The sequence below is a fragment of the Methanoregula sp. PtaB.Bin085 genome (genome assembly GCF_002067035.1).
Lineage (GTDB): Archaea > Halobacteriota > Methanomicrobia > Methanomicrobiales > Methanospirillaceae > Methanoregula.
On sequence record NZ_MVQB01000013.1, the window covers coordinates 152,753 to 165,272 of the forward strand.

A 12,520-nucleotide genomic window follows, 5' to 3' on the forward strand; every position below is an offset into this window, starting at 1 on the left:
CACGCGGGACTGTCCACTCCCGGTTCCAACCACTGTTTTATGTATCTTGAATTGAATATCTGGAGCTATGCCCCATAACGAAACCGAGGTCTCGCTCAGGATGCCGGTCGGCCTTGTTGAAAAGATCGACGAGATTGCAAAGATGAAATACCTGAACCGTGCCGATGTGATCATCGATGCCTGTGCATTTTACTGCCAGCATCAGGATATGCACAGCGAATGGTTCCCAAAGACCATGCGCAATGTCTTCTTCGACCTTGCCCGCCATGACGAGGAGTTCCGTACGACCCTGTGGCACCTGATGCGCGAGTATCCTCTCGAAAATGCTGATAAATAATCGCCCGCCCAAAGAAAACAGCCATGATTCCCGGCATCCTGCCTGAATGAACGGTTTCGGAAGACAAAAGTCTGTATCCAAATCTTCTTTTCTGCTCCCGGCAGAACGACCGCTGTCCTTTTGTTAAATTTTCCTGCCGGATTATCCGTACCCATACTCCAAGCTAACTCGCGATTTGTAACCTGACCCTGTCTTAGCAGGTCTTTTGGATTTTCTCCAAAGAACTTGTCGTGAAGGTACGGTTTCACAACAGGTTCTGGACGGTGTTGATAACCGTCTTTAATGCCTTGACCCGGGAATACCATTTGTCGTCTGATTCGATGACGGTCCACGGTGCGATCTCCGTGCTCGTCCGGGCAAGCATCTCATCAACAGCCTCAGTGTAGAGATCCCATTTCTCGCGGTTGCGCCAGTCCTCGTCTGTGATCTTGTACACTTTCTGTGGATCGTTTGCCCGCTGCTGGAACCGCCTGAGCTGTTCGTCCTTGTCGATCTCCAGCCAGAACTTGACAATACCCCCGCCGGAGGAGTTCACGAAATCCTCCTCCATCTCGTTGATCTCGCGATACGCCCGCTGCCAGTCCGTCTCTGTGCAGAAGCCCTCAACCCGCTCGACAAGAACCCTCCCGTACCAGCTCCGATCGAAGATCGCGATATCCCCTCCCTTGGGGAAATGCTTGATGAATCGTCGCAGGTAGTGGTACTGTTTCTCGTGCTCGGTCGGTGCGGCGACGGGAACGACATAATACCCCAACGGGTTCATGTACCGTGTCAGCCGCGTGATGTTGCCCCCCTTCCCTGCCGCGTCCCAGCCTTCGTACGCAATCATGAGAGGGATCTTCCGCTTGAAGAGGAGGTAGTGGAGCTCGAGCATCTCGATCTGGAGGCTTGCAAGCGACTCCTGGCACTCCTCTCTGGAATATTTTTTTTCCGGTAATGCTTTTCGTTTCACCGGATTCTTCTTTGGGAGGGGCAGATCCTTCTGTTTTGCTTTTTTTTGTTTTCCCTCCCGTATACTATCTGCCCTCTTCTCCAGGGACTTCACAATCGTACCGTAAATTTTGAGGATCGCGTATTTCCGGTCCATAGCCTCGACAATGGTCCAAGGTGCATAATCGGTGTCGGTCTTCTCGATGAAACGGTCGATGAGCGGGAGCGAGTCCTCGTAATGCCGGTGGATGTTCCAGATCGACGGGGTGACGAGCCATGCCGTGAGCGGGTTCCGTTCGCGCTCATCGAGCCGCCGTTTCTGCTCCTCCTTGGTGATGTGCAGGAAGAATTTCAGGATGACCGTGCCGTCATCATGGAGCTGGCGCTCGAAGTTGTTGATCTGACCAACCCTTCCGGAGAGTGTTTTTTCCCATGCATGTTTCTGCATCTCTTCAGAGATGGCGCGGCTGTACCAGCCCCGTGCGAAGAGGGCGATCCTGCCGCGGGGAGGGGTCCGCAGCCAGAATCTCCAGAGGAACGGGTGTGCCCGTTCCTCCTCCGTGGGTTTTTCTATTGCATGCAGGGTAAATCCGCGGGGATCGAGCGCCTGGATGATCTCGTGGACCGCCATGGTGATCCCGGCCGTGTTCCATCCCTCAATGACGATGATAACGGGGATCTGCTGGTCGCGCAGTGACCGCTGGAGATAATTCAGGCGTTCCTTGTACGACCCGAGGGTTTTGTCATAGGATCCTTCGTCAGCTTTCTTTGTCAGGTCGCATCTGTCAAGCATGGTCGAGATTCCCTCCCGCCATTTATAATCAGCGGTATATCTCTATCGGATTCGTAGGGCACAGGGGATGATAACCTTTACCCGGGTCACCCCGGGTAAAAAAATGACCGGGGAATTATCCCTTTACCGCTAGCCCGTTCTCCCGGGCGATCTCCACGAACGCCTTTGCAAGGTGCAGCGCCTGTTTATGGGTCGTTCCGTACGTATTGAACTTCCAGACCTTCGTTGCACCGGGGATGACTCCCGTAACACCCCGTTCTTCGAGAGCACTCTGGAGGAAGTACCCCCGCTTCTTGTGCGATTCCGCGATCCGGTCGAACGATGCCGTTGTGTCAACCCGTGTCATCGTGTGCTTCCGCGGATACTCGGAGAGGCACTTCGTGCCCTCGATGGAGAGGAGCGCGTCCATGACAACCGCGTGGTTGGCGAGTTCTCGGTCGAAATGCTTTGTCCGCTGCCTGACATGCGGGAACGACGCCATCATCCCGATCAGTGTAGCGCCCATCAGCGTGCAGCCTATCATTTCCGGCTCCTTGATTCCGAACTTACGGTTCGTTACATCGCCGACAATTGCTGTTGTGCGGAAGACCTCTTTCTCCCGTTCTGCAGTAACGGCGAGGATGCCGGAGGGAGCCGGGGCTGCCATGCTCTTGTGGCCGGATCCGACAACAAAATCTGCGCCAAGGGCTTTGCCATCAACCGGCAGGATGCCGACCGTGTATGCGCCATTATAAACAACCGGAATATCGTACTGGTGCGCCACCTTTGCAATCGCAGCAAAATCGTGCAGGTTCCCGTACTGGTAATCAACGTGATCGATAAAGGCGAGGACCGGGGCTTTCCCCAGTTCTTTCTTCACAGCCTCGATCTTCGCTGCAGCCGCATCGGGGGTTACGAGTTTCTGGTCGTTTGCCGGGATCTCGCGTGCGACGCCACCCGCTTCTTCGATGGCCAGGAACTCGGTGTAGTGGGAAAGAGATGTCAGGAGGACCGGGTCACCCTTCTTCACGTAGGTCTGTGCAACCGCCTGGAATCCCCGGCGGGCCCCGGGGACTGTCCGGACAGCATCCATGTTCAGCCACTTTGCAACGTCCTTGTGAAACTCGGCGATGGGAGGCTTTGCAATATAGTCGAGCCGGTTGGGCTTGCGGCAGTTGTCGCAGACGGAGTATCCATCACCGTACGCGATGACGGCCTTCATCGCTTCGGCCGTGAGCCGCCCGCCCGCCTGTATGGGGTCGATATTGATGAAGAGCTCGTCCACCTGCCGCGCCTCGATCCCGCTTGCACACTTCATTTCAGCATCTCCTGCTTCAGGGACTGGACCTGCCGCTCGAGGTTCTCAAGGAGCCGCACCGCCTGTGCTTCCTGGTGGATATCGAACTCGTGGGAAGGAGCGGTTTCCCGGAGAAGAATACGGATATCGGTAAGAGTATAAATTGCCTGGAAGGTCATGTCGACTGCCCGTTTTGACATCGGTTCACCTGCCTAGAGTATACGCACCGGAAAATTAAGTACTTGCGCCGATCCCGGGCAGGCTCACTGATATGTATCTGTGTTTCATGGTCTTTATTTGCCAAACGCCAATATACGGATAAGCCGGTGAATGATGAATCCAGCACTAATCCGGTTCAAAACCGAGATCGCGAATTTCTATCGCATCTCGCTCATCAACCTTGTCTTTGCCGCGCTGGCTATTGCATATGGAATCTCCTACATAATCACAGCTGTGCTTGGCAGTCCCCTGGGGCTGCAGGCAGTCCTGCTCCGGCTCGTTACCGGTGCGGCTGCCCTTGCCTGTTTCGGGCTCGGGCTCAGCTGGCTTTTATCAACGCTCAGGATCTTCGAAGGTGTCGAAACGATCCGGGACGCACTCAGTGCGTCGGGCGAAGAGGTATCAGAGGAACGGCTGACCTGCCTGATTGTGCGGATGCTTGCCCATTACCGGGACAACAGGGATACCATCCGGACCATGATCCTTGTCAGCACAGCCGGCGGTTGTGTCTTCTTTGTCCTCTCAATCACGAGCGGCATCCGGGCACTGTCCCTGACTGCGAACAGCGGGTCGGCCACGTTTGAAAGCCTCGTTCTCCTCCCGTCCATGCTGCTGACGCTGGGGATCGCCCTTGTCAGCCTCATCTCGTCGTATTATTTTTCCCGGTTTGCCGGCCTCTGGGACCGCCGCTTGCACGAGATAGGGGAATCCGAATGCACCCTGAAAAAGACCCTGGAAAGGGATGAGGCATGAGCGGGCGCCGGACCGTGTACGAGATTTACTGGGAGATCCTCGTCTATTGTAAAACCCCGCGATCCTTCACGGCAATCATCAACCGGTGCGATCTGAACTCGAAGACCGGGCAGGAATATATCGCGTTCCTCGCAGCGAAGGGATACCTGTCTTTGGTCACGGAAGAGGAGAAAGCGCGGTATCTTTCTACTCCTGCTGCTGCGGAATACATCGCGCTTTTCAGCTCGCTCTATCAGAAACTGTTCGATACCGGGCCCGGGTTCAGGCTCTGATGGAGGTGGGGAACGCGACGACCTCTCCACAATCCCTGACGCGGCCGAACCCGCCGCCGCGCTTATCACCTCCGGGAGCTATTATATTGTCAGATGAGCAGCGGACTACCCGGATGCCCCACCGTGCATCCTGTTTACATCTTCGGGCACAGGAATCCTGACACGGACAGTATCGCCAGCGTCATCGGGTATGCGGATTTCAGGAACCGTTCCGAGCCGGGGCGGTACATACCAGCCCGGTGCGGCGACCTGAATCCCGAGTCACGGTACATGCTGGAACGGTTCGGGATCGAGAGCCCTGTCTTTATCCCGTCTCTCGAGCCCCGGCTCTCGGATATTCCCTACAAGCCGGTCTTCTCGCTTGCAGCCGATGTCCCGACAGTCGATGTGGCGTCCCTGATGGCCACGGAAGGGATCCGGAATGTTGTCATCACCGACCCTGACGGGAAGCCGGTAGGGATGGTCGGGGAGCATGCCCTTGCCGCAGCATACCTCCGGAAGGTCCATCTCGCAGAACTTGCGGTGACCCCCGTCAGCATCGGAACGCTTGCCCGGATCCTGAATGCCGGCATTGCGGTATCTGCCGGCGCCGTTCTCGAGGGTCGTGTCTATATTGCCATCGATGCCCTGCATGTCACCCTTGCAAAGATGACGGCAAAGGATATCGTGATCGTCGGTGACAACGAACCTGCCCAGCTTGCGCTCATCGGTGCCGGGACAGCCTGCCTCATCATTGCGGAAGGCGCTCCGGCTGGTGAGCGTGTCATCGACGCTGCACGGAAGAAAGGAGTTGCTGTCCTGACAACCCCGCTGGACGCATTCGGTGTCGGGAAGATGATCAGCCTCTCGCTCCCGGCACGCGAGGTAATGGAACCGGATGTCCCCATCCTTTCCCTGGCTGATACAATCATCCATGCCCGGGAGGTTGTTGCCGGTTCGAAGTTCCGGGCTGCATGCGTTGTCGGAGCGGACGGTACGCTGTCCGGTATCCTGACCCGCACGACCCTTCTTATGGATGTCAGGCGCCAGGTCATCCTGCTTGACCATAACGAGGCATCGCAGGCTGTTGACGGGATCGGCGAGGCAGAGATCGTGGAGATCATCGACCACCACCGGCTCAGCCCGATAACAACCCTGAGACCGGTGAAATTCTTCAACGACCCGGTTGGCGCGACATCGACGATCATCGCGATGAAATTCATGGAGTCCGGCCTTGTGCCGTCTCCGGGAATTGCCGGCGTGCTGCTCTGCGGGATCCTTTCCGACACACTTGCCCTGCGCATGTCAACGACGACCCACCACGACCGGATGGCGGTGAAGTACCTCGCGCCGCTGGCTGGAGTGGAACCGGACGATCTCGGGACTGCCCTTCTTGAACGGGGTATGGACCTTGCGGGCGTACCGCTGTCGCAGATCATTGCCCGCGACACAAAGGCATTTACCCTCTTTGGCAGAAAGGTGATTATCTCGCAGGTGATGGTTCCTTCATTCTTCTGGAACCGCGAACGATCGGATGCCATTCGTGGGGAACTGTCGGTCCTCCGGTCAGGAACCGGGACCGACCTTGCTGTCGCCCTTTTCACGAACGTCATGGAGAATGCGAGTGATATCTATGCTGCCGGAGACAGTTCCCTCCTTGGGAAAATATTCTGTACCGGTATGCCCGCCCGGTTCGATGGGGTCATGTCGCGGAAGAAGGATTTTCTTCCCTGGCTTGGTGACCGGCTCCGCGGGGTTTCCTGAGACCAGCGAGTATCGTCACTTCCTGCCAGCGGCTCCTGCAGGAACCGGGTGAGAAGACGGCAACCGTTATCATTAGATAGATCCGCGTCAATGCTCTCACTATGATGCCCCGCACCCTTGCCGGTTCCTGCATCCTCCTCGGGCTCATGCTCGTGGTGTCCGGGTGCATGGAACCACCGGTAAAAGATCCTGTCGTGACCGTTGGGAATATCACGCTTTCCGATGTCACCCTCCGGACAATGAACGTGAACACGACCGTGAATATCTTCAATCCTAATCCGCTCGGTGCGAGGCTGAACAGGCTGGCATTTGATGTTTACTACCTTGATGGTTCCCGTACCTTCCTCGGCCACGGAGAAAAGTCAGATATCGATATCAGGGAAAACGGCAACACCACCATCGAAATCCCGGTCACCATCAGCAACGTCCAGGCAGTCAATGCGGCCGGCTCTCTTCTCCGGAACGGGAATATCACGCTGTATGTCAACGGCTCAGCGTTCATTGACGTAAAGGTGACGTCGTTTGAGAAACCCTTCGAACAGAGCAGGACGTTTGAAGCATCCGAGTTCACCGGCCTTGTCCCGGCAACCATCCCGGGCACCGATATCAATCTCTCGGAAGGGATTCAGCAGCTCGGGGGGCTCCTGGGATCATTGTCCTGATCCCGGCTGCCGGACAGGACAACCTTCCGCGACAGGAATCTTCCGGTTTTCCTGCAGAAGACCGGGCGGAATCCTCTCTTGCCCGGAGGGAGTGAGCCTGTGCATGCTGCGCTGAGATTAAGAGAACCCGGGATAGTACCGGGTATGGTCTTTGGGTGAGATGAATGCCTTTTGAATGCAGCCAGTGCGGGGAATGCTGCAGCCACCTCGGCCTCGTTCATGTGATCGTGGAGGAGTACGGGCAGTACCGTTTCCTGGTACGGAACCAGTATACCGGAGATAAGACGCCGGTCGCGGTCGACAAGGACAAGATTTCCCTCTTCAACGACCGAAGCATCTTTGCCGAACGCCCCGAGGCGTGCCCGTTCTTCCGGTTTGACCATGCAGCGGAGAAGGGATACTGCACCGTTCATCTCACCCGCCCGGAGATCTGCCGGGACTATGGCTGCTGGCGGCTGCTGATCCTGAAGCCGGACGGAACGCGGGCCGGGAGGATCATGGGCCATCGCCACCTTGCGTCGGAGGATGAGAGGCTGACCCGGATTTTCAGGCAGAAGGTGGATCAGATAGTTGAGCCGGACGATGCCCAATGGGACCGTCAGGTGATCCTGACACTCGTTGCAGAAGGGTACCGCGTGCTCACGTGAACCGCGGCGTTGAAAAAACCTGGTCCGGTCGGTCCGTTTACTTCTTCTTCAGCCTGGCCCCGGCCCTGTGGGCTGCGATCTTTGCGTCGGCAAAAGCCTTGTGCACACCGACCTTCACCTCATCGGACACCTTCTGCACATCCGCCTCGGTGTCCACGAGGGTGTTATGGGCAGCAACGGATACATCGTCCATCACCGCATGAGCGGCAACGCGGGCATCATCGATCGCTTTTTTCGCTTTGACTGAAAGGGTATCGGCCATTGATGTCCACCTTCCTTCCCGGTATGGTTGTATGCTCTTTTTGGGATAATTAAGGTTTTTTCTTCCGGTTGCTGATGTGGGCGGATGACAAACCGATCGACCTGACCGGCAATGATCCCGGCAGAATTTTCCGTTCGTTTTATTTCCGGAGAACACCTACGGAATGTATGCATGAGCTCCTTGAGGTCTGGAGAGACCGGAACGGGCTGAAATGGATCGCGCTCTCCGCGCTGATCTATGCGCTTGTCCTCATCCCGTTCAACCAGCTTCACTGGAGTGTTGCGGGAATACCGATCCGTCCGGCGGCCGCGCTGCCGGTTGTACTGGGCATCATCTGGGGCCCGGCTGCCGCATGGGGTCTTGGCATCGGGAACATTGCCGGCGATTATTTCGGTTCATGGTCCCCGATGAGCATTGCCGGGTTCCTTATCAATATCCTGTACCCGTACCTGTCCTATCTTCTGTGGCACCGGCTCGTTAAGGGGCGGGGAGAGAGGATGGGCCGGCACGGCCTTGCGATCTTTCTCATCGTAACTGCAGTCATGACTCTCGTCTGCATGGCGCTTCTTGCCGCGTCCGGTACCTTCTTCTTTTCCCGTCCGTTCGAAAGCAAATTCACCGGGTACCTTGGCAACAGCATTGTCTGGGCAATGACTGCCGGGCCTGTCCTGTTCAAGGTTCTGGGAGAACGTGCCGTACAGAACGGGTGGACCTACGGCAGGGAATGGACAGGCAGCGATCAGTAAGCTGCGGGGATATTCTGTGTCTCCCGGCTTAACTGGAGGATTTCCTGAGCATGGTCCAGGAGGCCGGCGAGGTATCCCTGCACCCATTCTTCGCCGGCATATTCCTCGAACGGGCGGTAGGATCCCTGGATCTCCGTGCCCTCCCGGTCGAACCGGAGCAGGCCGATTGGTGACCCTCCCCTGCTGATGAGCTTGTTCAGTTCGGAGAGCGGCTGCCTCTGCGAGCTGAAGATGAAACGGGTATCGTCTGCGAACCCGACCGCTATTGCGACGACAACAGCACCCCTGGCTTCCTTGAGCATCTCGTTGACCAGGTCGGCAGAATTTCTCATCGGTCTCACCCAATGGATTGCCGTTCATGGTTTAAAAGATTCGTCATTCGTCCGGCATGTGCTGCCCTGCCCCGAGCGGGAATCGCAGGACCGATCCGATACCTACTTTTGCCTGCGTGCCGGATGAACAAGGGAGAGATGCTGCATGGACATGCCGGAACTGGATGACGAACCCTGCGAGCAGTGCGGTCTCTGCTGCCGGATCTTCGGCCCCGGTATCACGCCGACGGCAGCGAACGTCTATACCTGGATTGAAAATGGCAGGACCGACATCCTGCGCTGGTTTGCTGCCAACCGCGACGATGGCAGCCGCGTGCCCTGCATTGCCCTGCATGGCGAGGACCTGGGGAATATCGTCTCGTTCGAGATGTGCGATCCGGAGACCGGCGGTTTTGTCACGGTCTGCCCCTTCCTGCGCAGGGTATCCCGGGAGCGGTATCTCTGCGGTATCCATTCGGTGAAACCCGAGATGTGCTGCACGTACCAGCCATGGGTCTGGGGCGAGACGTTCTTCAACCGGTGCCCGGCCCTGAAGAAAGCCGGGAACAGCTGCCGCTGGCCGCTCTGATCCATGGTACCGGGCCATGCAGCCTTCCGGTATGCCCGGACCTGCCCGGACCCGGCCGGGTTTACGGAAACGGGTTCTGCCAGCGTTTTCGGTATCGCGGCATTGTCCTGCCTTTGCGGACAATCATTATCTTTCCAGACCGGAATGGTACTTGGGAATATCATGCCGGATACTGTTCAACCATTTACCGTTGCAAAGGGGGCACACGATGTCACGATGCTTCCTGCAATGGCAAACCGCCACGGCCTGATCGCCGGAGCAACCGGGACCGGAAAGACCACGACGCTGCGGCTCCTTGCGGAAAACTTCAGTGCCATCGGCGTCCCTGTCTTCCTTGCGGATATTAAGGGGGACCTCTCCGGGCTCGCGGCTGCCGGCGGGGACAACCCCAAAGTGAACGAGCGGGCGCAACAGCTGGGCATTACCGGGATACAACCCCAGGGATACCCCGTCACGTTCTGGGACGCATATGGTGCGGCCGGCCACCCGGTCAGGACAACCATCTCGGATATGGGGCCGCTCCTCCTTGCCCGGATCCTGGACCTCAACGATATCCAGACCGACGTGCTGACCATCCTCTTCAAGATAGCCGACGATCAGGGCCTTCTGCTCCTTGACTTAAAGGACCTCAGGGCGATGGCGCAGTACTGCGGGGATCATGCAAAGGATCTGAAGACAAGGTATGGCAACATCTCGCCTGCAAGCATCGGATCCATCCAGAGGAGCCTGCTGGCGCTGGAACAGCAGGGGGGAGACCGGCTCTTCGGCGAGCCTGCCCTTGATGTCATGGATTTTGTCCGGACCGATTCCGCGGGCAGGGGCATGATCAATATCCTTGCAGCCGACCGGCTGATGCAGTCCCCGAAGACCTATGCAACATTCCTCCTCTGGCTGCTCTCGGAACTCTTCGAGAAGTTCCCCGAGGCCGGCGACGTGGACAAACCCAAACTCGTCTTCTTCTTTGATGAGGCGCACCTGCTCTTTGCTGACACCCCGAAGATGCTCGAGGAGAAGATCGTGCAGGTGGTCCGGCTGATCCGGTCGAAAGGTATCGGCGTTTACTTCGTCACCCAGAACCCGCTCGACCTTCCCGACCCGGTACTCGGCCAGCTGGGGAACCGCGTCCACCATGCGCTCCGGGCATTCACCCCCAAGGATGCAAAGAATGTCAAAGGTGCCGCCGGGACACTGCGTCCGAACCCGTCATTCGATACGGCAGCGGTAATGACAGAGCTGCAGATCGGGGAAGTCCTCATCTCGCTGCTCGATGAGAAGGGGAGCCCGTCGGTTGTTGAACGGGCGTTCGTGTACCCGCCGCGCAGCAGGTTTGCCCCGCTCGTACCCATGGAACGTGATGGTGTTCTCCGATCGTCCCCGTTCCAGGCACGTTACGCAAATATCATTGACCGCGAATCCGCGTATGAATTGCTGAAAAAGCGGGCCGATGCCGAGACACCCGCAGCAACACCTCTCACTCCTCCAGCCCCTGTTCAAAAAGCCCCGGCCGAGACCCGGAGACCGGCCCCGCGCTCATCACAAAAAGATATGGGCGATGTCCTTGGATCCGCCGCCACCAGCGCAGCCCGTTCGGTGGGAACGCAGCTGGGGCGGGCCCTGATCCGAGGCGTTCTCGGGTCCCTTGCCGGAAAACGGTGAAGGGTCGGATCCTTTTTTTTTTAATTTTCCTGCTTTGAAGAAACTTGCATGAACCAAGCGAGTTCAGACCAGAACGATGAAAAAAGGTCAATCAATTAGAATTAATATGAGTGCTCCCCGCCTCAGGGCCCCTCACGGGGCACGGCGGGGCAATTACCGTCACCCGGAAAACCGGTAATTGAGGCCGCCGCGGGAGCGCCCCCGCGGGGGCGGCGGCAACTATCATAAAGGGGGTATGGGGGCATCAGCCCCCATCATGGCAATTGAGGAGCGGGAAATCATCTCCTCTCCAGTATCCAATGTTCTTGAGGGAGTCAGGGGATCATCGTCATATATAATCGGAATAGGAAGGGATTATCGGCACCAGACCTGCATCACGTCACAGCCGGCAGCAGGGAATTCTCGCATGCCGAAACCTGCCCGGAGTCCATTCCCTTACGGAACCATCTGACGCGTTCGGCAGAAGTCCCGTGTGTGAAGGAGTCAGGGACAACATAACCCTGCGCCTCTTTCTGGAGGGTGTCGTCGCCAATCGCGTTCGCCGCGTTGAGTGCCTCCTCCAGATCGCCTTTCTCGAGAATCAGGTCCTGGCGCTGCGCCCGGTTGGCCCATACACCGGCATAACAGTCTGCCTGCAGTTCGAGCGCAACGGAGAGTTTGTTCGCCTCGGACCCGCTCAGCTGCCGGCTCTTCCGGTCCACATAATCCGATGTCCCAAGAAGGTTCTGGACATGGTGGCCGACTTCGTGGGTGATAACATATGCCTGTGCAAAGTCGCCGGGCGCCCCGTACTGCCGGTTCAGTTCATCGAAGAAATCCAGGTCAAGGTACACCTTCTCGTCACCAGGGCAGTAGAACGGCCCGATGGCAGCGCTCGCGTACCCGCAGGCAGAGTCGACACTGCCGGTGAAGAGAACGAGTTTCGGGTTCTGATAAGTCTTTCCCAGCTCGTCCTCGAAGATTACCGCCCATGTCTTCTCCGTATCGCCAAGCACCAGCGTTGCATTGTCCGCAAGCAGGTCCTGCTCTTCCCGCGACAGCGATGACTGCTGCGCCGGCATGGCCGATGAAAGGTCGGTGCTGCCGAGAAGAGAGATGGGATCGATCCCGAGGACGAGAGCCAGGCCGATGACAACGATGATCCCGACGATGCCGAGGCCCCCGGCCCGCCCGCCGGACATTCCCCGGATATCCTCCACGTTCCCGCTCCGCGTTCCGGTCCGCCACCTCATGCCCGTTCCTCCTTTGGCAACGTATGCATACCCCCGGAATTCCCGCTGGCAGTGTAGTTTTTCCTGCAGTAACTACCTCTCAAAATCATCAC

Annotated in this window: 15 protein-coding genes; 9 read left to right on the forward strand and 6 right to left on the reverse strand. The window is 57.6% G+C overall.

Going from position 1 to position 12,520, the window contains the following annotated elements:
- Positions 1–67: 67 nt before the first annotated feature.
- Positions 68–337: a ribbon-helix-helix domain-containing protein gene (locus A4E33_RS01500; RefSeq protein ID WP_292345743.1), complete on the forward strand. Its 270-nt coding sequence runs from the start codon at positions 68–70 to the stop codon at positions 335–337.
- 244 nt (positions 338–581) lie between these two features.
- Here A4E33_RS01500 and pap read toward each other — a convergent pair whose 3' ends face one another.
- The 3 genes from pap to A4E33_RS01515 form a co-directional block, all read right to left on the reverse strand.
- On the reverse strand, positions 582–2,060 hold the full coding sequence (gene pap / locus A4E33_RS01505) for a polyphosphate:AMP phosphotransferase (RefSeq protein ID WP_292345745.1): 1,479 nt from the start codon (positions 2,058–2,060) through the stop codon (positions 582–584).
- A gap of 115 nt (positions 2,061–2,175) precedes the next feature.
- A complete protein-coding gene (pscS, locus tag A4E33_RS01510) occupies positions 2,176–3,357 on the reverse strand; it encodes an O-phospho-L-seryl-tRNA:Cys-tRNA synthase (RefSeq protein WP_292345746.1) in 1,182 nt (393 codons plus the stop codon).
- A complete protein-coding gene (locus A4E33_RS01515; protein ID WP_292345748.1) occupies positions 3,354–3,536 on the reverse strand; it encodes a hypothetical protein in 183 nt (60 codons plus the stop codon). The genes pscS and A4E33_RS01515 overlap by 4 nt, the downstream gene beginning before the upstream one ends.
- 130 nt (positions 3,537–3,666) lie before the next feature.
- On the opposite strand from A4E33_RS01515, the gene A4E33_RS01520 reads away from it, so the two are divergent.
- The 5 genes from A4E33_RS01520 (at position 3,667) to A4E33_RS01540 (ending at position 7,632) form a co-directional block, all read left to right on the forward strand.
- A complete protein-coding gene (locus A4E33_RS01520) occupies positions 3,667–4,308 on the forward strand; it encodes a hypothetical protein (RefSeq protein ID WP_292345750.1) in 642 nt (213 codons plus the stop codon).
- Entirely contained in the window at positions 4,305–4,580 is a 276-nt protein-coding gene (locus tag A4E33_RS01525; RefSeq protein WP_292345752.1) for a winged helix-turn-helix domain-containing protein, read from the forward strand. Before A4E33_RS01520 ends, A4E33_RS01525 begins: the two co-directional genes overlap by 4 nt.
- 123 nt (positions 4,581–4,703) lie before the next feature.
- Positions 4,704–6,323: a putative manganese-dependent inorganic diphosphatase gene (locus A4E33_RS01530; RefSeq protein WP_292345754.1), complete on the forward strand. Its 1,620-nt coding sequence runs from the start codon at positions 4,704–4,706 to the stop codon at positions 6,321–6,323.
- Between the two features lie 101 nt (positions 6,324–6,424).
- Positions 6,425–6,985, forward strand: a complete 561-nt coding sequence (locus A4E33_RS01535; RefSeq protein WP_292345756.1) for an LEA type 2 family protein — start codon at positions 6,425–6,427, stop codon at positions 6,983–6,985.
- 164 nt (positions 6,986–7,149) lie between these two features.
- Positions 7,150–7,632 (forward strand): YkgJ family cysteine cluster protein, encoded by a 483-nt coding sequence (locus A4E33_RS01540; protein ID WP_292345758.1) that lies wholly within the window; start codon positions 7,150–7,152, stop codon positions 7,630–7,632.
- Positions 7,633–7,669: 37 nt separating this feature from the next.
- Here A4E33_RS01540 and A4E33_RS01545 read toward each other — a convergent pair whose 3' ends face one another.
- A complete protein-coding gene (locus A4E33_RS01545; RefSeq protein WP_292345760.1) occupies positions 7,670–7,894 on the reverse strand; it encodes a hypothetical protein in 225 nt (74 codons plus the stop codon).
- A gap of 167 nt (positions 7,895–8,061) precedes the next feature.
- Between A4E33_RS01545 and A4E33_RS01550 the strand changes: the two genes are divergently transcribed.
- Positions 8,062–8,640, forward strand: coding sequence for a QueT transporter family protein (locus A4E33_RS01550; RefSeq protein ID WP_292345762.1), 579 nt, complete (start codon positions 8,062–8,064; stop codon positions 8,638–8,640).
- Here the strand turns inward: A4E33_RS01550 and A4E33_RS01555 are convergent.
- Positions 8,634–8,972: a hypothetical protein gene (locus tag A4E33_RS01555; RefSeq protein WP_292345763.1), complete on the reverse strand. Its 339-nt coding sequence runs from the start codon at positions 8,970–8,972 to the stop codon at positions 8,634–8,636. The genes A4E33_RS01550 and A4E33_RS01555 overlap by 7 nt on opposite strands.
- A 145-nt stretch (positions 8,973–9,117) precedes the next feature.
- Between A4E33_RS01555 and A4E33_RS01560 the strand changes: the two genes are divergently transcribed.
- Entirely contained in the window at positions 9,118–9,540 is a 423-nt protein-coding gene (locus tag A4E33_RS01560; RefSeq protein ID WP_292345765.1) for a YkgJ family cysteine cluster protein, read from the forward strand.
- Positions 9,541–9,684: 144 nt separating this feature from the next.
- Positions 9,685–11,196, forward strand: a complete 1,512-nt coding sequence (locus tag A4E33_RS01565; RefSeq protein ID WP_292345766.1) for a helicase HerA-like domain-containing protein — start codon at positions 9,685–9,687, stop codon at positions 11,194–11,196.
- A 374-nt stretch (positions 11,197–11,570) separates the two neighbouring features.
- Here the strand turns inward: A4E33_RS01565 and A4E33_RS01570 are convergent, their stop codons facing one another.
- The gene (locus A4E33_RS01570; protein ID WP_292345767.1) at positions 11,571–12,428 is read right to left on the reverse strand and encodes a neutral zinc metallopeptidase; all 858 of its coding nucleotides are present in this window, start codon (positions 12,426–12,428) and stop codon (positions 11,571–11,573) included.
- Positions 12,429–12,520 lie beyond the last annotated feature (92 nt).

Bases quoted from the DNA above. Each gene is read 5' to 3' on its own strand.
- A4E33_RS01500 (WP_292345743.1), top strand. From the start codon at position 68: ATGCCCCATAACGAAACCGAGGTCTCGCTCAGGATGCCGGTCGGCCTT.
- pap (WP_292345745.1), bottom strand. From the start codon at position 2,060: ATGCTTGACAGATGCGACCTGACAAAGAAAGCTGACGAAGGATCCTAT.
- pscS (WP_292345746.1), bottom strand. From the start codon at position 3,357: ATGAAGTGTGCAAGCGGGATCGAGGCGCGGCAGGTGGACGAGCTCTTC.
- A4E33_RS01515 (WP_292345748.1), bottom strand. From the start codon at position 3,536: ATGTCAAAACGGGCAGTCGACATGACCTTCCAGGCAATTTATACTCTT.
- A4E33_RS01520 (WP_292345750.1), top strand. From the start codon at position 3,667: ATGATGAATCCAGCACTAATCCGGTTCAAAACCGAGATCGCGAATTTC.
- A4E33_RS01525 (WP_292345752.1), top strand. From the start codon at position 4,305: ATGAGCGGGCGCCGGACCGTGTACGAGATTTACTGGGAGATCCTCGTC.
- A4E33_RS01535 (WP_292345756.1), top strand. From the start codon at position 6,425: ATGATGCCCCGCACCCTTGCCGGTTCCTGCATCCTCCTCGGGCTCATG.
- A4E33_RS01540 (WP_292345758.1), top strand. From the start codon at position 7,150: ATGCCTTTTGAATGCAGCCAGTGCGGGGAATGCTGCAGCCACCTCGGC.
- A4E33_RS01545 (WP_292345760.1), bottom strand. From the start codon at position 7,894: ATGGCCGATACCCTTTCAGTCAAAGCGAAAAAAGCGATCGATGATGCC.
- A4E33_RS01550 (WP_292345762.1), top strand. From the start codon at position 8,062: ATGCATGAGCTCCTTGAGGTCTGGAGAGACCGGAACGGGCTGAAATGG.
- A4E33_RS01555 (WP_292345763.1), bottom strand. From the start codon at position 8,972: ATGAGAAATTCTGCCGACCTGGTCAACGAGATGCTCAAGGAAGCCAGG.
- A4E33_RS01560 (WP_292345765.1), top strand. From the start codon at position 9,118: ATGGACATGCCGGAACTGGATGACGAACCCTGCGAGCAGTGCGGTCTC.
- A4E33_RS01565 (WP_292345766.1), top strand. From the start codon at position 9,685: ATGGTACTTGGGAATATCATGCCGGATACTGTTCAACCATTTACCGTT.
- A4E33_RS01570 (WP_292345767.1), bottom strand. From the start codon at position 12,428: ATGAGGTGGCGGACCGGAACGCGGAGCGGGAACGTGGAGGATATCCGG.